Here is a 17,429-nt window from a genome sequence, read left to right on the forward strand (position 1 = left end):
TCACAAAGCAATTTAAAAATCGCAAAAAAACAGTCTACAAACCCAAAGAGTCTATTACTCAATAATCAAATTTTTTGCAAAGCTTATAAATAGTAGGTTGTTCAAAGGAAATTTGAATATATCCAAATCACAACATCTATCTTTAAACGCAAAATTTATCATTCCAGACTACTATTGTCATTCCCGCTTCAGTGCGGAATCTAGATACCTGCTTACGCAGATATGACACTAATCAAGTTTTAGTTTTTTAATTTCATTTTTTTTATTAACCCCTCATATCTATTGCTAAATAAATGAGTTTGAATTTGGGCAAATGTATCTAAAACAACATTAACAACAATTAAAAAACTTGTTCCCCCTAAAGCAAAAGATACAGAATATTTATTCATTAACATTTCAGGAACTATACATATAAAACTTAGATATATACCACCTATGACAGTTAATCTAGTTAGCAAATAATCAAAATATTCCGAAGTATTTTTACCAGGTCTTTTTCCAGGAATATATGCCCCATATTTCCTCAAATTATTTGCTGTTTCTTCTGAATTAAAAACTATTGCTGTATAAAAAAAGCTAAAAAACATTATCAACGCAACATACAACAAAATATATAGAGGTTTTCCATGCCCTAAATGGAAAGTTACTAAATTCATAATTTCCGAATTATTGCTAGAAAAATTAGCTATTGTTACCGGAAACAATAAAATTGCACTAGCAAATATTGGTGGTATTACCCCAGCAGTGTTAAGCTTAAGAGGCATATGAGTTGAATCACCACCATAAATCTTATTACCAACCTGTCTTTTTGGATATTGTACCAAAACTTTCCTTTGAGCCTTCTCAAAGAAAATTATCATGGCTATAATCAAAATAACTCCTAAACAAATAGCCATCACCACGATAGGAGACAATCCTCCACTTCTTGACAACTCAAACATACTTATAATAGCACTTGGTACTCCAGATACTATACCTATAAATATAATCAATGAGGAGCCATTACCAATACCTCTACCAGTAATCTGTTCACCAAGCCACATTAAGAACATAGTACCTACAACTAAGGTTATAACAGTAGTAACCTTGAAAAAAAGCCCAGGTATAATCACTACAGGACCTACATTAGTTACAACATGTTCCAAACTTATTGCCACACCATACGCCTGAAAAGAAGCTAATAAAACAGTTAAATATCTAGATAACTGATTGATTTTTCTTTTACCAGCCTCACCTTCTTTTTTTAAATTCTCTAACGGCTTGTAAATTATTGACATCAATTGAATAATAATTGATGCAGTTATATATGGCATAATTGCTAAAGCAAAAATAGACATCCTACCTAGAGAACCACCAGATAGCATGTTAAACATACCAAGTAAACCAGATTGGTTTTGTTCAGCCACACTGCTCAACGCAACCGAATCAATACCCGCTATAGGAATAAATGAACCAAATCTACATATTATAAGAGCTAGAATAGTAAAAATAACTCTATTAGCTAAGTCTTTATTAGATTTTTGTGTGGATTTTAAGCTCATAAATTACAATATTTGACCACCAACTTGCTCAATTATCTTTTTAGCAGATGCCGAATAAGCATCTAATTGAAACGATAAGGGACTATTAAATTCACCGCTGCTAACAGATAATAATTTAACCAACAACTTACTATTCTTAATTAACCCTACTTCAACTAACTTATCTTTTGTGATAACTTCCGCTGAATTCAAACGACTTTCTGATATTAAAAATTCTATATCGGCAATATTCACTACATTATATTTCTTAGAACTAGGACAATTAAACCCTCTCTTTGGTAATCTTTTAATCATTGGCATCTGCCCGCCTTCAAAACCCTTGATAGCTACACCAGATCTAGATTTTTGACCCTTAACACCTCTACCGCATGTTTTGCCTTTACCGCACCCAATACCGCGTCCTACCCTTTTTTTATCTCTCTTGGCACCAAAATTGTTAGATAACTCATTTAACTTCATTTTATAAACTCTAATTTATATTTTCTACTTTTAATAAATGTTGTACCTTTCTGATCATCCCTCTAATAGAGCTTGTATCTTTTAAAATAACAGATTTATGCATTTTATTTAAACCCAAGCCTATCAAGGTTTCTTCTTGATCATATTTACGACCTATAGTACTACCAATTTGGGTAACTTTAACTTTTGCATCATTCATTTTTTCTTTACCACTATTCATAAATTTCTACAACCCAATTATTACTTATAACATTACTTTAACAAGAAACTATAGCTATAGTCAATTGATGGAAAGTTGGTGACGTCATCACTCACCGCTCGCCTACTTATAGGCATAGAGTTTTGCAGGAGGTCTAATGCTTCATGCCACTAAAATAACTCACTCTAAGTGACTGCTCACTAATAGCCCAGTTTGATTCGCCTCATCCCAGATTTCACTGGTCTTCCACAATTGCGATATCTTTTTATCAGCCCCCTAAAGAATATAGCTCAAATTATTCTGATATTACTTCTTGTTGCCCTTTTATAGACTGAGTCGATATCTCATTTAAGTTCTTCCCTCTCCTTTCAGCAATATTCTTTGGAGAAGAAAGTTGAGATAACGCATCAAAAGTCGCAGCAATCATTGCATATACATTACTAGACCCTAAAGATTTAGCAACAATATCATGAACCCCTAAAGAATCAAAAATAGCCCTCATAGCACCACCAGCAATAACACCAGTACCCGCCTTGGCTCTTCTTAAAATGACCTTTGCTGCTCCACTTTTACCAATAACATCATGGTGAATGGTTCTACTCTGATAAAGAGGAACCCTAATCATATCTTTCCTTGCTTCTTGGGTAGCCTTAGCTCTAGCCTCTGTTACCTCTTTCGCCTTACCATGACCATAACCAACCTTACCGGATTTGTCACCAGCTACAATACAAGCAGAAAAAGAGAATTTTCTTCCACCTTTTACTACTTTAGTAACTCTGTTTACATCCACCAAAGTTTCGGTTAATGCTTCACCCATATTTTTTTTAGCTTTAGCCATTTCTTAAACCTAAAATTAGAAATTTATTTTCTTTCTTGCTGCATCAGCCAATGCCTTAACAACACCGTGATATTTATAACCACCCTTATCAAATACAACCTCTTGCACTCCTTTAAGCGATGCTCTTTCTCCTATCAACTCACCTACTTTTGTAGCTGTACCAACATTACAGCTAGATTTTTTTAACTGTCTAATTTCTTTATCCAAGGTTGAAGCAGAAGCAATAGTAATTGACTGTTTGTCATCTATAACTTGTGCATATATATGCTTTCCAGATTTAAAAATAGACAATCTGATTCTGTTTGATACCTTTGATATCTTAGACCGTACTCTAGCCTTTCTTGTCTCAAATCTTAACTTTGAACTACGCATACTTAACTTTTAACCCTTAAATTTTAGTTTTTCTTACCTTCTTTTCTTTGAACATACTGACCCTTACGTTTAATACCTTTACCCTTATATGGCTCAGGCGGTCTCTGCTTTATAATAATTGATATAAACTGACCTAGTTTTTCTTTATCAACACTTTGCAATATAATCTGATTTTGTTTAGGAGCGGTAACTTTTATATTCTGAGGTATCTCGATTTTAGTATTATGACTTTTAGCGAGCATTAAGTTTAAATATTTATCTTTCACCAAAGCCTTATAACCAACACCATTTATTTCAAGCTCTTCTGTAAAACCTTCACTAACACCTTTCATCATACCATTTATTATACTTCGTGCCGTACCCCACATAGACCTAGCACTTTTAGTCTCTGCTAATGGTTTAACAACAAGCTGATTATCTTGCAATGAAATTGCTATATTCCCGGCAAAAGTCTTTGATAATTCTCCCTTAGGACCGACAACATTGACTTTCAACCCATCAAGCTCAACTTTTACCCCTTCAGGTACAGGGACTGGCAATTTTCCAACACGTGACATTTTTATACCTTAAAACACTTTACAAATTACTTCACCGCCAATCTTTTGGCTATGTGCTTCTCTATCAGATAACACGCCTCTAGAAGTAGAAAGAATATAAATACCCATATTGTTATAATATCCTTTTAATTTATCAATGGAAGAATAAATCCTCTTACCTGGTTTTGAAACTCTATTTATTTCACGTATAGCAGGTTTTCCATTAACAGAATATTTTAAATCCACCTCAATGTGACTTATATTATCATTCTTAACAACTACATACTCTTTGATATAACCTTCTTTTTTTAAAACATCCAAAATGGCACATTTTATTTTTGAAGAAGGTAGAGATATACTCATCAATTTACTTTTTTGACCATTTCTAATTCTAGTCAACATATCTGCTATATTATCTGTCATTGACATACGATAAACCTACTTTTTACCAACTTGCTTTAACTAAACCAGGAACCAATCCCTTACTACCAAGCTCTCTCAGCTTATTTCGTGATAAACCAAATTTACTGTACACTCCTCTTGGACGCCCAGTAAGTTCACACCTATTTCTAACTCTATTCATAGCTGAATTCCTAGGTAACTTAGCCAGAACCATCACTAGCGAAAATCTCTCTTCTAAAGATAAATTTTTGTCGTAAATCTTGTCTCTTAACTTAGCACGCTTATTATACAAACTTTGTGCCATCTTTCTTCTTCTATTATTCTTTTTTATAGAACTTACTTTAGCCATCTTCTTTCTTCAAAAATTAATTATAAAAAGGCAAATTAAAGCCTGAAAGTAATGATTTACCCTCTTCATTATTTGTAGCACTTGTAACAATCGTAATATCCATACCACGAATTACATCTATCTTATCGTAATTAATCTCTGGAAAAACAATTTGCTCTTTTATCCCAAAAGTAAAATTACCTCTACCATCAAAACTTTTACTTGAAAAGCCTCTAAACTCTTTTATACGTGGTAGAGCAACAAGTACTAGCCTTTCAAGAAAATCATACATTCTATCTTTACGCAAAGTAACTTTGCAACCAACTTTCATACCTTCACGAAGTTTAAAAGTAGCAATAGACTTCTTTGCCTCAGTTACCAAAGGCTTTTGCCCTGAAATTAAAGTTAGATCATTAACAGCATGATTAATTATCTTAGAATCAGCAACCGTTTCACCAACTCCCATATTAACAACAATTTTTATAACCTTAGGTATCTGATGTTTATTATCATAGGCAAACTTTTTTTGTAAGCTTGGGATAATCTCTTTACCGTATAAATCTTTAAACCTGAACAACATTACTTACCTTCCTTGCTGATAATTTCACCAGACTTCTTAGCTACTCTTACTTTAGAACCATCATCTAGAAATTTAAAAGCAATTTTTGTACCAGTACCTGTCTTAGGGTCTACATGAGCAACATTGGATATATGTATTGATAATTCCTTTGAAACTATGCCACCTTCACTTGCTTTACTTGGCTTAACATGCTTGCGAGCAATATTTACCCCTGAAACAATGGCTCTATTTTGTTCTGGGAAAACTTTTAACACTTTACCCTTTTTTCCTTTATTTTTTCCGGTGATAACAATAACTTCATCACCTTTCTTGATTTTTAACTTAACCATTACAATACCTCTTCTGCCAACGACATAATCTTAACGAATTTTTTTGCCCTTAATTCTCTAGTTACAGGACCAAAAACCCTCGTACCTATCGGCTCTCCCTGTTTATTCAAAAGTACTACTGCATTGGAATCAAATTTAATTGTACTACCATCTGCTCTTCTAACACCCTTTTTTGTTCTAACAATTAGAGCTCTATGTACGTCACCTTTCTTTACTTTTCCACTTGGCAACGACTCTTTTATAGATACTACAATAACATCCCCAAGATTTGCTATCATGTGATGTGAACCACCAAGCACTTTAATACACATAATTTTTTTAGCACCAGAGTTATCCGCAACATCTAAGATGCTCTGCATCTGAATCATAACTTACTTCCACTTGAGAATTTAATAACGCAACAAAATAAACAACCTAAATAACAAAGTCAAAGAATAAAACTCATCATTCTCCAACTTGTGCCAGAATATACTAAAATGATCTGGAAAATTGGATTTGGAAATGAGAGGTGAGTACACACAACGTACATGAGGTACGTGAATATGCGAGTCCTTGATATTTCCAAAAAGCAATTCTTCCAATCACTTTAGTATACTTTTTAATAAGTAGGTTTACAACATTTATACTAAGAAAAAACCGCACGGTTAAATCTATCATTAAAGTGACACCTTAACATCCCCTAACACCACCCAAGACTTAGTCTTAGATATAGGGCGACTTTCAACTATACTAACTTTATCACCATCCTTATACATATTTTCTGGATCATGAGCAGCATATTTCTTAGAAACTTTTACAATTTTTTTATACATAGGATGCTTAAACCTACGTTCCACTTTAACTGTAATAGTTTTATCGGTTTTTGAACTCACAACAACGCCCTGCAACACTCTTCTCGGCATTTTTCTATTCTCCAGTTTTTGATCTTGTGGTTAATTCTGTATTAATACGAGCTATTGTTTTTTTTACAAAAGAAAACCTACTAGTATTTTCTAATTCACCTAAAGTTTTTTGAAACCTTAGATTAAAAAGCTCTTTTTTAAACAAAATTCTTTTTTCGTGGAGTTCCTCCATGGTTTGTCCAACCAACTCCTTTGGTGATAACCCCAATTTACTCATAACGCCTCACTATCCTTGTTCTTACAGGCAATTTGGCACTAGCAAGCTCAAGTGCCCTAGTAGCTACATCATCTGTAACCCCTTCAACTTCAAACATAATTCTGCCAGGTGATACCCTTACTGCAAAAAATTCAGTAGAGCCTTTTCCTTTACCCATTCTAACTTCCGCAGGCTTCTTTGACACAGGCAAATCAGGAAAAATCTTAATCCATAACCTACCCTGCCTTTTCATACAACGAACAGCTGCCTTTCTTGCTGCCTCTATTTGCCTTGCAGTAACCCTTAAACCATCTAACGATTTCAAGCCAAAAGAACCAAAAGCTAGCATAGTGCCAGATTTCGCCTTTGAGGAAACTCTTCCTTTATGTGCTTTTCTAAATTTTTGTTTTTTCGGAGCTAACATTATCTTACTTCAAAATTAATTATGTTTCTTTCTATTTTCCACATGATCACCCCTATAGACCCAAATCTTTATACCTATAACTCCATAAGTTGTCATAGCTTCAGCAGTTGCATAGTCAATATCAGCTCTCAAAGTATGCAAAGGTACTCTACCTTCTCTATACCATTCTGTTCTTGCTATTTCAGCTCCAGCCAAACGCCCAGAACAAGCAACTTTTATACCTAACCCTCCTTGCTTAAAGCAAGCTTGAATAGCGGTTTTCATAGCTTTTCTAAAAGACACTCTTTTCTCAAGCTGCACAGCAATCGTTTGAGCAATAATACCAGCGTCTATATTAGGTTTCTTTACTTCATGTATGTTAATATATATTTCTTCTAAACAGGTAATTTTTTGGACATGTTTTTTTAATTTATCAATGTCGTTACCACTTTTACCTATAATAACACCAGGCTTTTTAGCAAAAATATTAATTATAACACTTTTATTAGAAGGTCTTTCTATTAACACTCTACTAACTTGTGCTTGCATATAGTTTTTATTAATCAGATTTCTAACCTCTAAATCTTGAATAAAAAGAACTTTATACTGCTTTTCAGCATATAGCACTGAGTCCCAACCTTTAATTAATGTTGGACCAACTCTAAAGCCATGCGGATTAACTTTTTGCCCCATATTTTACTTCCCCTCAACTTCAGTAACTGTAATATATAAATTACTAAAAAATTTATTAATCCTTGTTGCTCTTCCTTTAGCTCTTGGCATAATTCTTTTCATTACCAATGCCTTACCTACCGTTGCAGAAGTAACAAACAACGCATCAATATCTAAACCAAAGTTATTCTCAGCATTAGCAACAGCAGACTGTAAACATTTTTTTACATCTTTAGCAATTCTTTTCGGGGAAAAGGTAAGCTGAACCATAGCTTCCGATACTTTCATATTCCTAATAGAAGTTGCAACCAAATTCAATTTCCTTGGACTCACTCTAAGAGACTTAGCAATTGCTGTAGTCGAACCTTTATTCACCTTTACCATATTTATTTTCTCTTAACTTTTTTATCTGCCCCATGACCATGGAAAGTTCTAGTTGGAGAAAATTCACCTAATTTTTTACCAACCATTTCTTCACTGACAGTGACAGGTATAAATTTATTTCCATTATGCACAGCAAATGTTACTCCAACAAAAAATGGTAAAATTGTTGACCTCCTAGACCAAGTCTGAATCATTTCTGATTTACCGGACTCAATCAATTTTTGTACTTTTTTTATCAGATAACCATCTACAAAAGGTCCCTTCCAAACTGAACGTGCCATAATTACTACCTAATTATTTTCTTCTCTTAATAATAAACTTTGATGTAGACTTATTCTTACGGGTTTTCTTACCCTTAGTTGGGAAGCCCCATGGAGTCACCGGATGACGACCACCAGAAGTTTTTCCCTCTCCACCACCATGTGGGTGATCAACTGGATTCATTGCAACACCACGAACATGCGGTCTCCAACCTAACCATCTATTTCTTCCAGCCTTACCCAAATTTGTATTTTTTTGATCGGGATTTGAGACAACACCCACCGTAGCTTTACAATCTAACGGCACCAACCTAAATTCTCCAGACCGAAGTTTGATCTGAGCATAACCCGAATCCTTACCTACTAAATTAACCGAAGTCCCCGCCGATCTTGCAATCTGACCACCTTTGCCAATTTTCATTTCCACATTATGCAAAGTAGTCCCAATAGGGATAGATTTCAAAGATAAACAATTTCCAACTTTTATGTCAGCATTATCGCTTGACACTATTCTATCGCCTACAACAAGATTTTGTGGTGCTATAATATAAGAATACTCACCATCATCAAATTTAATCAGAGCAATGAAAGAGGTTCTATTAGGATCATACTCTATTCTTTCAACTGTAGCGAATATATCTTGCTTATTTCTTTTAAAATCAATTATACGATAAAGCCTTTTATGCCCCCCTCCTCTATGCCAAGAAGTAGTTCTACCAAGATTATTTCTACCACCAGTCTTACATAAACCTTTAGTCAAAGGTTTATGAGGTTTACCCTTCCAAAGATCAGATTTATCAACCTGTATTAATTCTCTAAGAGATGGAGTAACTGGATTAAACTTTTTTAAAGCCATTTTATTTAATACCCCCAGTAAAATCAATAGTATAATCTTTTTCTAGCGTCACGATAGCCTTCTTTTGATCTGATTGTCTACCGTTAACACCTTTGAATCTTTTTTTCTTACCTTTTACATTCATGATGTTAACTTTTTTAACCTTAACCTCAAAAATTTTCTCAATAGCTGTCTTGATAGAAGCCTTTTCAGCACTATCAGCAACATGAAAAGTAAACTTATTTTGTTCAGATAAAATATTGCTCTTCTCAGTGATCACAGGATTCCTAATAAGATCATAATGTTTATAAGATTTCACTTCAACCTCTTTTCTAAAGCATCTACAGCTTCTCTTGATAACAAAACATAATCATGGCGTATTATATCATAAACATTTGTACCAATTTGTGGTACCGAAATAGTATTAGGAATATTTTGTACTGCCAAAGAAAAATTAGTATCAACTTCATTACCACTAACAATAAAATAACTCTTACCATGAAAATTATTTAATAATTTTGCAAGATTAGAAGTTTTTGATTCATCTAATTTTAAAGAATCTAATATTAACAATTTCCCTTCTGTCAATTTTTCTGACAATGCATGTTTTAAACCAAGTTTTCTAACTTTCTTTGGTAATTTTGTAGCATGACTCCTTACTACTGGACCGTGAGAAACCCCACCGCCCCTCATTTGTACAGATATTAAAGACCCCTGCCTTGCATTACCGGTACCTTTTTGCTTAAAAGGTTTCTTTGTAGTACCAGATACTTGCGATACTGTCTTCGTTTGATGTGTACCAGCCATAGCTTTCGCTCTTTGCCAATCAACAACAAGCTTGATAATATCTTGTCTAACAAAGTCTATGGCAAATACTTCATGATCTAAATCAACCTCACCAACAACTTCATTTTCAAGATTTAATAATTTAGCTTTCATATAGTTTATCCTGCAGCTGTAATGGTTTTCTTAATAGCATCCTTAATGTAGACATAAGATCCTTTCGAGCCTGGGACATTACCACTAACTATGATTATACCTTTTTCTATATTAGTATCAACTATCTTCAAGTTCTGAATAGTAACTCTTGTACTCCCCATGTGTCCGGCCATTTTCTTATTCTTAAATACCTTACCAGGGTCTTGTCTACCACCAGTAGAACCATGTGAACGATGAGACACAGATACACCATGTGAAGCTTCAAGCCCTCTAAAATTGTGCCTCTTCATACTACCAGCAAAACCTTTACCAATAGTAGTACCTACAACATCTACAAACTGCCCAACAACAAAATGATCAACTCGCAATGTAGAACCTATATCAATGAAAAAAGAAGCAGAAATTCTGAATTCCTTCAATTTTTGTTTTGGTGCAACGTTAGCATTAGCAAATACTTGCCTCATTGGCTTTGTTACTTTAGATAATTTCTTATCCTTTACCCCAACAACCAAGGCGTTATAACCATCCCTTTCTTGGGTCTTTTGTCCCACTACTTGACAATCTTCAACTTGCAGAAAAGTAACGGTAGTTCTCTCTCCCTTTTCATTAAAAATTGAACTCATGCCAATTTTTCTAGCGATTAAACCGGTTCTCATCACTCAATACTCTCTAACTTAATCTCAACATCAACACCAGCAGGCAAATCAACTTTCTTTAAAGCATCAACAGTCTGAGGGGTTGGATAACTTATTATTAAAAGCCTTTTCTGAATTCTAATCTCAAATTGCTCCCTTGATTTCTTATTGACATGTGGAGACCTATTAACGGTAAATCTTTCAATTGTCCTTGGAAGCGGAATTGGACCAATTATATCTGCACCAGTTCTTTTAACAGCCCCTACTATCTCTCTAGTACCTTGCTCAAGCGAACGGTGATCAAATGACTTTAGACGAATTTTAATTTTTTGATTATTTTTCATTAACTAAACCTTTTTATAAACAGCCCGACCATCCAAAATACGCTTCTTTAACAGACTTGCTCAAATTTTTTGCAAACACAACTTGAGGCAAGTTCAATTAAAAGCATTTTGCCTAGCCATTAAAAAATAATCATCCTAAATTATTTCAGAATGATTATTTCTATGTTATTTTATAATTTTTGATACTACCCCAGCTCCTACTGTCTTACCGCCTTCACGGATAGCAAAACGTACGCCTTCTTCCATAGCTATCGGAGAAATCAATGTAATATGCAAATTCGCATTATCACCAGGCATAACCATCGTTTTACCATCTTTTAAAGCAATCTCCCCAGTCACGTCAGTAGTTCTAAAATAAAACTGTGGACGATATTTATCGGTAAACGCTGTATGACGACCACCTTCTTTAGTGGTAAGCACGTAAGCCTCAGCTTCAAATTCAGTATGCGGAGTTATGCTCCCAGGTTTAGATAGTACCTGTCCTCTACATACCTCCTCTCTTTTAGTTCCACGTAGCAATATACCAACATTGTCACCAGCTTCACCTTGATCCAACATTTTCTTAAACATTTCCACACCAGTACAAGTAGTTTTTTGAGTATCCCTTATACCGACAATCTCTACCTCATCACCAACTTTTATTACACCTTTTTCAATTCTACCAGTAATAACAGTCCCTCTTCCAGCAATAGAAAATACATCTTCTATTGGCATTAATAATGGTTTATCTGTATCTCTCTTAGGCTGAGGTATATATTCATCAATAGCATTCATCAATTCTCTGATCGCAGCTTCACCTTCAGGTTTCCCTTCTAAAGCCTGCAAAGCTGACCCCCTGATAACTGGTATCTCATCTCCAGGAAAACCATACATTGAAAGAAGCTCTCTGACTTCCATTTCTACTAAGTCAACTAACTCTGGGTCGTCAACCATATCAACTTTATTCAAGAAAACAACCATTGTAGGCACACCTACTTGCTTAGCAAGCACTATGTGTTCCCTTGTTTGGGGCATTGGACCATCACAAGCAGATACCACTAATATAGCACCATCAGTTTGAGAAGCACCGGTTATCATATTTTTTACATAATCTGCGTGACCAGGACAGTCAACGTGAGCATAATGCCTTTTTTTAGTTTTATATTCAACATGGGCAGTAGCAATAGTTATACCCCTTGTCTTCTCTTCAGGAGCAGCATCAATTTCATCATAGTTAGTAGCCTTAGCACCACCTTCTTTTGACAATACTAAAGTTATTGCAGCTGTTAAAGAAGTTTTGCCATGATCCACGTGTCCTATAGTACCTACGTTACAATGGGGCAGGTCCCTCTCAAATTTTACCTTTGCCATAATTCATTCTCCACAATTTAAGATTTAATACAAATTTAACAATAAAAATAACAAATTTATCCAATTTCCAATTATCACCAATAGTTTTGGAGCGGGTGATGGGAATCGAACCCACGTGGCCAGCTTGGAAGGCTGGAGCTCTACCATTGAGCTACACCCGCGTATTTCACCTAACCAATCTGTGGTGGAGGAAGAAGGATTCGAACCTTCGTACGCTCACGCGGGCGGATTTACAGTCCGCTGCCATTGACCACTCGACCACTCCTCCAAAGAATTCACGCAAGCATTAAATAGCCTAATTAAAAGTAAAGCACAATATAAATTAGTGTAAATGCCAATAAATCTTCTTCGCCCTTTTCTTGAGTCTTCTAATAAGCTAATATTAAACTTATATATACTCGATAAAAATCAACAAATAATAAAACTATAGCTAAAATCTATACTAATAATTTCTATTAAAATTTTATTCACAGCAACTTAGAACGTTTATCTAGTTGTAACTTTCTATAATAAATAGTAGTTTGTGTCAAGAATAAATTACTGCAGGTTCTAATAAGATGAGAAATAAATCTAAGATTTCTAAAGATTTCTACTACATATATGGCAAACATCCAGTATTTGCAGCACTAAGTAATCCAAAACGTCATATTCAAAGAGTTTTATGTACAGAAGATATTTTTAATTTGAACAAAAATTTAATATCTAATCATCAATATGAAATTACCAACACAGATTCCTTAACACGCCTTCTTGGTCCAAATCATAATCATCAGGGAATAGCCGCTAACGTTAAAAGCATTTTCTCTAATCATATTGAAGATATTGACATAACTACTGCCAATTGTAAAGTAGCTATTTTAGATCAAGTAACCGATCCACAAAATATTGGTGCTATTATTCGTAGTGCGGCTTCTTTTGGTATCACAGCCATAATATTACCCGCCGATAATGCCCCAGATGAAAATGCCACTATAGCAAAAACAGCTTCTGGAGCTTTGGAACTAGTACAAATGGTTAAGGTAACTAATTTAAGGCGGTCAATAGAATATCTAAAGAAACATGGGTTTTGGATTATTGGTCTGGATGGTAAAGCAACCCAATCCTTAGATAATAAAATATTTTCAGATAAAATGGCAATAATACTTGGGTCTGAAGATAAAGGAATAAGGCGGCTAGTTAAAGAGCAATGCGATTATCTGGTTAAAATCCCAATTTCCAGTAAAGTAGAAAGCCTAAATGTTTCAAATGCTGCGGCAATATTGTTTTATTTAACCTCATTAATAAGATAGACCCCTAATATCTTAATCTTCTACAGCTTCAACCGATTCTACCTCAGGAATAAAGTGCTTAAGCATTGACTCAATACCATTTTTTAAAGTAATACTCGAACTAGGACAGCCATGGCAAGCTCCGCGAAGCTCTAATTTTACCACTCCATTTTCAAATCCTCGATATATTATATCACCTCCATCCATGGCAACCGAAGGACGTACACGTGTTTCAATAATTTCTATAATCTGCTGTTCAACTTCAGACATCTCGTCCAAATCATTTACACTAGATTTATCAGTAGATATATTATTTTGCACATCAAACACAGTAAAACCAGAAGTAAAATGATCCATCATAATCATTAAAATCTCAGGTTTTAAAACCAGCCAATCACTTTCTTCTTCCTTAGTAATAGTAATAAAGTCACTACCAAGAAATACCGATTTTATGTTATTTACACCGAATAATTGAACTACCAAACTGCTTTTACCCCTTACCTCATCAAGATTACTAAAATGAAAAGGTTGATTAGGGCTAATGGGTATATTAGGAAAAAATTTTATTGCATTAGGATTAGGAGTAATTTCAGTTTGAATAAACATATACATCTTCCTTGATAAAAAACAAATGGTACCCGCGGCCAGACTTGAACTGGCAAGGGCTTGCACCCCACGGATTTTAAGTCCGTTATGTCTACCATTCCATCACGCGGGCAGTAAGTTAGTTCAATCCTGACTACTTACACAGCTAACCACATTTGAAATAATCTGCTATTCCAAATTCACGTAGATTCTGTGAAGATTGCACAGACTAATAAAAAAAACATCAAAAAGCAAGTATTTTTATAAATTACCCATAATTATAAATTCAAAATGTAAATTGCAGTAATATTTTTGTACAAAGCCACTCCTACAGACCATTATTCCCATTACACCCCCTGACACTAAACGCCTCTATTAGTATATTGGCTATGTTTTTTAGGCAAAACTTTCCTATCTATAGGACTATTGGTGGTATGGGTAGCATTAGCATGTAATACTTGAGATGCTATCTTAAAACTAGCATCATCTTTTAACCTCTCAGATCGTCCATCTTGAGAAGCACCTGAATTTATACTAACAATAGCACCAGAAGCATTTTTAACTATTCCTACATATTCTCCTTTGTTTTTAAGAACTTCTTTCTCAAGCTGTTCAAGGGCATATTTATTTACTGGTAAAGTATATATCTTACCATCACGTTTTAAATATAAAGGTGAATTCTTATCATCAGAACAAGCAAATATTTCTGTAGGCTTGGTTAGATGCACTAATTTACCATTATTATAGTGAGCAGTTAAATATACAGCATTTTCTTTACTAATACTACGTCCATTTGTATCTTGTACGGCAAAAGACATATGGCACGATCCCTTAATATCCATAGATAACGGTATATTTACCGTACGAGCATTTTTAATTGATTCTCCATCACTAGTTTTATATTCAACATCGTTATCATAACTCAATTTTTTCTCACTTATTATAGCAACATCCTTACCATTTTGTTGTAAACTAAAGCTTTTCTCTGCATCTTTACTTTGCCATATAATATCTTTATACTCAGATGCAAATTCTTTATGAATATCCGCATAACCTTTTTGTTCAATATTTTCTATATCTCGCAATATTTGTGTATCCTGAAATACCTCAGATAATTTATTGACATCTTCTTTGGCAAATTTAGCAAAATTGCTGCCAGATTCCAACCCACATTTATCAATAATCGGCTGAACTTGATCTCTTGACAATTTTTTAAAAGCCTGCAATATTTTATCATCATCATTATCGTGAAATAACATTTTATCAATAGTTTGTCTTTCAGTTATAGGAGATACTGTCTGTTCCTGAATAATTACCTCTGTCGTATTAGTCATAGCTTCCTTAGTTGACACACCACTACCCATAACCGGCTCTGTTCCCGTACCTACTGACCTCATCTCATTGCTAAGAACCTCATCCGTTTGCATCTCAATTTCACTTGTCTCCACCTTAACATTTAAACTTGCTAACTGAGCTAAAAGTTCAGCATTTTGGGATTCAAGCTCTGTTATCCTACTTGCATTCTTTCGGTTCTCTTGAGCCTGTTCAGCAGCAACCTTAGATTGTTTATCAAGCTCATTTTCAAGACTGTCTTTTTCTGCCTTTAATTCATTATACACTAAATCTTTCTCTACACTAAGTGCCTCTAGCTGATTTTTTGCATTTTTTTCTGCTTCTTCTAATTTAGTCGTGAACTGTTGCTGAGCATTAGTTAACTCGCCCTCCTGAGTTTGTAATTTTTTATTGGTGTTCTCTAGTTTGTCTCTAGCATTGGCTAATTCTTCTTGGGATTTGTTTAGCTCTTTCTGTTTCTCTTGCTGTTGTGATTGCAGTTGGGTTCCCAGATTCGATAATTCCTTATTTTCCGCTTGTAGCTCTGCTAATTGCCTATTAAGTTCCTCTTTATGCTTTTCTTTTTCTACCTTTAACTCATTTTGCAAGTCACCATAAGACTTGGTTAACTCGCCCACTTGAGTTTGTAATTTTTTAGTTTGCTCCTCTTCTTTTCCATATAATTCTTTGGTTTTATTTACTTCGTCTCTAGCGTCGGATAATTCTTTTTGGGATTTGTTCAACTCTTGTTGCTTTCCCTCTAGCTCTTCTTGCCTACCTTGTTGCTCTGATTCTAGTTGAGTTTGTAGATTCGATAATTTCTCACTTAGCTCTCGTAACTCTGTTACGCCTGCTTCGGCTTGCTCTGATTGTTTCTTAAGTTTTACCTCAAGCCTTTCTTTTTCTGCATTTAACTTATTATACTCTAAATCCTTATTTGCACTAAGTGCCTTTAGCTGATTTTCTGCTTCTTCCAATTTAGTCGTGAACTGTTGCTGAGCATTAGTTAACTCGCCCTCCTGAGTTTGTAATTTTTTATTGGTGTTCTCTAGTTTGTCTCTAGCATTGGCTAATTCTTCTTGGGATTTGTTTAGCTCTTTCTGTTTCTCTTGCTGTTGTGATTGCAGTTGGGTTCCCAGATTCGATAATTCCTTATTTTCCGCTTGTAGCTCTGCTAATTGCCTATTAAGTTCCTCTTTATGCTTTTCTTTTTCTACCTTTAACTCATTTTGCAAGTCACCATAAGACTTGGTTAACTCGCCCACTTGAGTTTGTAATTTTTTAGTTTGCTCCTCTTCTTTTCCATATAATTCTTTGGTTTTATTTACTTCGTCTCTAGCGTCGGATAATTCTTTTTGGGACTTGTTCAACTCTTGCTGCTTTCCCTCTAGCTCTTCCTGCCTACCTTGTTGCTCTGATTTTAGTTGAGTTTGTAGATTCGATAATTTCTCACTTAGCTCTCGTAACTCTGTTACGCCTGCTTCGGCTTGCTCTGATTGTTTCTTAAGTTTTACCTCAAGCCTTTCTTTTTCTGCATTTAACTTATTATACTCTAAATCCTTATTTGCACTAAGTGCCTTTAGCTGATTTTCTGCTTCTTCCAATTTAGTCGTGAACTGTTGCTGAGCATTAGTTAACTCGCCCTCCTGAGTTTGTAATTTTTTATTGGTGTTCTCTAGTTTGTCTCTAGCATTAGCTAATTCTTCTTGGGATTTGTTTAGCTCTTTCTGTTTCTCTTGC

Annotated in this window: 26 protein-coding genes and 3 tRNA genes; 1 reads left to right on the top strand and 28 read right to left on the bottom strand. The window is 34.6% G+C overall.

Features of this window, described 5'->3' with window-relative positions; all coding sequences use genetic code 11:
• Positions 1–239: 239 nt before the first annotated feature.
• The 25 genes from secY to ACFELW_RS06675 form a co-directional block, all read right to left on the bottom strand.
• Entirely contained in the window at positions 240–1,541 is a 1,302-nt protein-coding gene (gene secY / locus ACFELW_RS06555; RefSeq protein WP_341759453.1) for a preprotein translocase subunit SecY, read from the bottom strand.
• Positions 1,542–1,544: 3 nt separating this feature from the next.
• The gene (gene rplO, locus ACFELW_RS06560) at positions 1,545–2,000 is read right to left on the bottom strand and encodes a 50S ribosomal protein L15 (RefSeq protein ID WP_375330008.1); all 456 of its coding nucleotides are present in this window, start codon (positions 1,998–2,000) and stop codon (positions 1,545–1,547) included.
• A gap of 10 nt (positions 2,001–2,010) precedes the next feature.
• On the bottom strand, positions 2,011–2,199 hold the full coding sequence (rpmD, locus tag ACFELW_RS06565) for a 50S ribosomal protein L30 (protein WP_375330537.1): 189 nt from the start codon (positions 2,197–2,199) through the stop codon (positions 2,011–2,013).
• A 295-nt stretch (positions 2,200–2,494) separates the two neighbouring features.
• A complete protein-coding gene (gene rpsE, locus ACFELW_RS06570) occupies positions 2,495–3,037 on the bottom strand; it encodes a 30S ribosomal protein S5 (RefSeq protein ID WP_094648902.1) in 543 nt (180 codons plus the stop codon).
• A gap of 15 nt (positions 3,038–3,052) precedes the next feature.
• Positions 3,053–3,409 carry a 50S ribosomal protein L18 gene (gene rplR / locus ACFELW_RS06575; protein WP_094648901.1) on the bottom strand — a complete coding sequence of 119 codons (357 nt, stop codon included), beginning with the start codon at positions 3,407–3,409 and terminating at the stop codon, positions 3,053–3,055.
• A gap of 23 nt (positions 3,410–3,432) precedes the next feature.
• Positions 3,433–3,966: a 50S ribosomal protein L6 gene (rplF, locus tag ACFELW_RS06580; RefSeq protein WP_341749199.1), complete on the bottom strand. Its 534-nt coding sequence runs from the start codon at positions 3,964–3,966 to the stop codon at positions 3,433–3,435.
• 9 nt (positions 3,967–3,975) lie between these two features.
• On the bottom strand, positions 3,976–4,374 hold the full coding sequence (gene rpsH, locus ACFELW_RS06585) for a 30S ribosomal protein S8 (RefSeq protein WP_094648899.1): 399 nt from the start codon (positions 4,372–4,374) through the stop codon (positions 3,976–3,978).
• A gap of 16 nt (positions 4,375–4,390) precedes the next feature.
• Positions 4,391–4,696 carry a 30S ribosomal protein S14 gene (rpsN, locus tag ACFELW_RS06590; protein ID WP_341759454.1) on the bottom strand — a complete coding sequence of 102 codons (306 nt, stop codon included), beginning with the start codon at positions 4,694–4,696 and terminating at the stop codon, positions 4,391–4,393.
• A 16-nt stretch (positions 4,697–4,712) separates the two neighbouring features.
• Positions 4,713–5,252 carry a 50S ribosomal protein L5 gene (gene rplE, locus ACFELW_RS06595; RefSeq protein WP_094648924.1) on the bottom strand — a complete coding sequence of 180 codons (540 nt, stop codon included), beginning with the start codon at positions 5,250–5,252 and terminating at the stop codon, positions 4,713–4,715.
• Between the two features lie 2 nt (positions 5,253–5,254).
• Positions 5,255–5,584, bottom strand: coding sequence for a 50S ribosomal protein L24 (gene rplX / locus ACFELW_RS06600; RefSeq protein ID WP_094648897.1), 330 nt, complete (start codon positions 5,582–5,584; stop codon positions 5,255–5,257).
• Complete coding sequence (gene rplN / locus ACFELW_RS06605) at positions 5,584–5,952, bottom strand: 50S ribosomal protein L14 (RefSeq protein WP_341759455.1); 369 nt, start codon at positions 5,950–5,952, stop codon at positions 5,584–5,586. Before rplN ends, rplX begins: the two co-directional genes overlap by 1 nt.
• A 288-nt stretch (positions 5,953–6,240) precedes the next feature.
• On the bottom strand, positions 6,241–6,486 hold the full coding sequence (gene rpsQ / locus ACFELW_RS06610; protein WP_341750565.1) for a 30S ribosomal protein S17: 246 nt from the start codon (positions 6,484–6,486) through the stop codon (positions 6,241–6,243).
• Between the two features lie 4 nt (positions 6,487–6,490).
• The gene (gene rpmC / locus ACFELW_RS06615) at positions 6,491–6,703 is read right to left on the bottom strand and encodes a 50S ribosomal protein L29 (RefSeq protein ID WP_094648894.1); all 213 of its coding nucleotides are present in this window, start codon (positions 6,701–6,703) and stop codon (positions 6,491–6,493) included.
• Positions 6,696–7,106, bottom strand: coding sequence for a 50S ribosomal protein L16 (gene rplP, locus ACFELW_RS06620; RefSeq protein WP_341750563.1), 411 nt, complete (start codon positions 7,104–7,106; stop codon positions 6,696–6,698). The genes rpmC and rplP overlap by 8 nt, the downstream gene beginning before the upstream one ends.
• Positions 7,107–7,121: 15 nt before the next feature.
• Positions 7,122–7,778, bottom strand: coding sequence for a 30S ribosomal protein S3 (rpsC, locus tag ACFELW_RS06625; RefSeq protein ID WP_375330009.1), 657 nt, complete (start codon positions 7,776–7,778; stop codon positions 7,122–7,124).
• Positions 7,779–7,781: 3 nt separating this feature from the next.
• Positions 7,782–8,141 (bottom strand): 50S ribosomal protein L22, encoded by a 360-nt coding sequence (gene rplV, locus ACFELW_RS06630; RefSeq protein ID WP_094648891.1) that lies wholly within the window; start codon positions 8,139–8,141, stop codon positions 7,782–7,784.
• Positions 8,142–8,143: 2 nt separating this feature from the next.
• Positions 8,144–8,422, bottom strand: coding sequence for a 30S ribosomal protein S19 (gene rpsS, locus ACFELW_RS06635; RefSeq protein WP_094648890.1), 279 nt, complete (start codon positions 8,420–8,422; stop codon positions 8,144–8,146).
• Positions 8,423–8,435: 13 nt separating this feature from the next.
• The gene (rplB, locus tag ACFELW_RS06640; RefSeq protein WP_375330010.1) at positions 8,436–9,257 is read right to left on the bottom strand and encodes a 50S ribosomal protein L2; all 822 of its coding nucleotides are present in this window, start codon (positions 9,255–9,257) and stop codon (positions 8,436–8,438) included.
• A 1-nt stretch (position 9,258) separates the two neighbouring features.
• Positions 9,259–9,555: a 50S ribosomal protein L23 gene (locus ACFELW_RS06645; protein ID WP_094648888.1), complete on the bottom strand. Its 297-nt coding sequence runs from the start codon at positions 9,553–9,555 to the stop codon at positions 9,259–9,261.
• Positions 9,552–10,175, bottom strand: coding sequence for a 50S ribosomal protein L4 (rplD, locus tag ACFELW_RS06650; RefSeq protein WP_094648887.1), 624 nt, complete (start codon positions 10,173–10,175; stop codon positions 9,552–9,554). Before rplD ends, ACFELW_RS06645 begins: the two co-directional genes overlap by 4 nt.
• Before the next feature lie 5 nt (positions 10,176–10,180).
• Positions 10,181–10,831, bottom strand: coding sequence for a 50S ribosomal protein L3 (rplC, locus tag ACFELW_RS06655; protein ID WP_341759897.1), 651 nt, complete (start codon positions 10,829–10,831; stop codon positions 10,181–10,183).
• Positions 10,831–11,154, bottom strand: coding sequence for a 30S ribosomal protein S10 (rpsJ, locus tag ACFELW_RS06660; RefSeq protein ID WP_094648885.1), 324 nt, complete (start codon positions 11,152–11,154; stop codon positions 10,831–10,833). Before rpsJ ends, rplC begins: the two co-directional genes overlap by 1 nt.
• 165 nt (positions 11,155–11,319) lie before the next feature.
• Positions 11,320–12,504, bottom strand: coding sequence for an elongation factor Tu (tuf, locus tag ACFELW_RS06665; protein ID WP_375330011.1), 1,185 nt, complete (start codon positions 12,502–12,504; stop codon positions 11,320–11,322).
• An 87-nt stretch (positions 12,505–12,591) separates the two neighbouring features.
• Positions 12,592–12,665, bottom strand: a tRNA-Gly gene (locus ACFELW_RS06670).
• 21 nt (positions 12,666–12,686) lie between these two features.
• Positions 12,687–12,772, bottom strand: a tRNA-Tyr gene (locus tag ACFELW_RS06675).
• 289 nt (positions 12,773–13,061) lie between these two features.
• Between ACFELW_RS06675 and rlmB the strand changes: the two genes are divergently transcribed.
• Positions 13,062–13,793, top strand: a complete 732-nt coding sequence (rlmB, locus tag ACFELW_RS06680) for a 23S rRNA (guanosine(2251)-2'-O)-methyltransferase RlmB (protein ID WP_341759459.1) — start codon at positions 13,062–13,064, stop codon at positions 13,791–13,793.
• Positions 13,794–13,805: 12 nt separating this feature from the next.
• On the opposite strand, the gene ACFELW_RS06685 is transcribed toward rlmB, so the two are convergent.
• The 3 genes from ACFELW_RS06685 to ACFELW_RS06695 all read right to left on the bottom strand — a co-directional run bounded on the left by ACFELW_RS06685 (position 13,806) and on the right by ACFELW_RS06695 (position 17,293).
• A complete protein-coding gene (locus ACFELW_RS06685) occupies positions 13,806–14,378 on the bottom strand; it encodes a NifU family protein (RefSeq protein ID WP_375330012.1) in 573 nt (190 codons plus the stop codon).
• Between the two features lie 26 nt (positions 14,379–14,404).
• Positions 14,405–14,490 (bottom strand) — tRNA-Leu (locus ACFELW_RS06690).
• 229 nt (positions 14,491–14,719) lie between these two features.
• Positions 14,720–17,293, bottom strand: coding sequence for a Sca4 family protein (locus tag ACFELW_RS06695; protein WP_375330013.1), 2,574 nt, complete (start codon positions 17,291–17,293; stop codon positions 14,720–14,722).
• Between the last annotated feature and the right edge of the window lie 136 nt (positions 17,294–17,429).

Origin of the sequence: Candidatus Tisiphia endosymbiont of Nemotelus uliginosus (assembly GCF_964264755.1) — a bacterium.
In the GTDB taxonomy this organism is placed as follows: Bacteria; Pseudomonadota; Alphaproteobacteria; order Rickettsiales; family Rickettsiaceae; genus Tisiphia.

Coding starts and splice junctions, on each gene's coding strand:
- secY (WP_341759453.1), bottom strand. CDS start 1,541: ATGAGCTTAAAATCCACACAAAAATCTAATAAAGACTTAGCTAATAGA.
- rplO (WP_375330008.1), bottom strand. CDS start 2,000: ATGAAGTTAAATGAGTTATCTAACAATTTTGGTGCCAAGAGAGATAAA.
- rpmD (WP_375330537.1), bottom strand. CDS start 2,199: ATGAATGATGCAAAAGTTAAAGTTACCCAAATTGGTAGTACTATAGGT.
- rpsE (WP_094648902.1), bottom strand. CDS start 3,037: ATGGCTAAAGCTAAAAAAAATATGGGTGAAGCATTAACCGAAACTTTG.
- rplR (WP_094648901.1), bottom strand. CDS start 3,409: ATGCGTAGTTCAAAGTTAAGATTTGAGACAAGAAAGGCTAGAGTACGG.
- rplF (WP_341749199.1), bottom strand. CDS start 3,966: ATGTCACGTGTTGGAAAATTGCCAGTCCCTGTACCTGAAGGGGTAAAA.
- rpsH (WP_094648899.1), bottom strand. CDS start 4,374: ATGTCAATGACAGATAATATAGCAGATATGTTGACTAGAATTAGAAAT.
- rpsN (WP_341759454.1), bottom strand. CDS start 4,696: ATGGCTAAAGTAAGTTCTATAAAAAAGAATAATAGAAGAAGAAAGATG.
- rplX (WP_094648897.1), bottom strand. CDS start 5,584: ATGGTTAAGTTAAAAATCAAGAAAGGTGATGAAGTTATTGTTATCACC.
- rplN (WP_341759455.1), bottom strand. CDS start 5,952: ATGATTCAGATGCAGAGCATCTTAGATGTTGCGGATAACTCTGGTGCT.
- rpsQ (WP_341750565.1), bottom strand. CDS start 6,486: ATGCCGAGAAGAGTGTTGCAGGGCGTTGTTGTGAGTTCAAAAACCGAT.
- rpmC (WP_094648894.1), bottom strand. CDS start 6,703: ATGAGTAAATTGGGGTTATCACCAAAGGAGTTGGTTGGACAAACCATG.
- rplP (WP_341750563.1), bottom strand. CDS start 7,106: ATGTTAGCTCCGAAAAAACAAAAATTTAGAAAAGCACATAAAGGAAGA.
- rpsC (WP_375330009.1), bottom strand. CDS start 7,778: ATGGGGCAAAAAGTTAATCCGCATGGCTTTAGAGTTGGTCCAACATTA.
- rplV (WP_094648891.1), bottom strand. CDS start 8,141: ATGGTAAAGGTGAATAAAGGTTCGACTACAGCAATTGCTAAGTCTCTT.
- rpsS (WP_094648890.1), bottom strand. CDS start 8,422: ATGGCACGTTCAGTTTGGAAGGGACCTTTTGTAGATGGTTATCTGATA.
- rplB (WP_375330010.1), bottom strand. CDS start 9,257: ATGGCTTTAAAAAAGTTTAATCCAGTTACTCCATCTCTTAGAGAATTA.
- rplD (WP_094648887.1), bottom strand. CDS start 10,175: ATGAAAGCTAAATTATTAAATCTTGAAAATGAAGTTGTTGGTGAGGTT.
- rplC (WP_341759897.1), bottom strand. CDS start 10,831: ATGAGAACCGGTTTAATCGCTAGAAAAATTGGCATGAGTTCAATTTTT.
- rpsJ (WP_094648885.1), bottom strand. CDS start 11,154: ATGAAAAATAATCAAAAAATTAAAATTCGTCTAAAGTCATTTGATCAC.
- tuf (WP_375330011.1), bottom strand. CDS start 12,504: ATGGCAAAGGTAAAATTTGAGAGGGACCTGCCCCATTGTAACGTAGGT.
- rlmB (WP_341759459.1), top strand. CDS start 13,062: ATGAGAAATAAATCTAAGATTTCTAAAGATTTCTACTACATATATGGC.
- ACFELW_RS06685 (WP_375330012.1), bottom strand. CDS start 14,378: ATGTTTATTCAAACTGAAATTACTCCTAATCCTAATGCAATAAAATTT.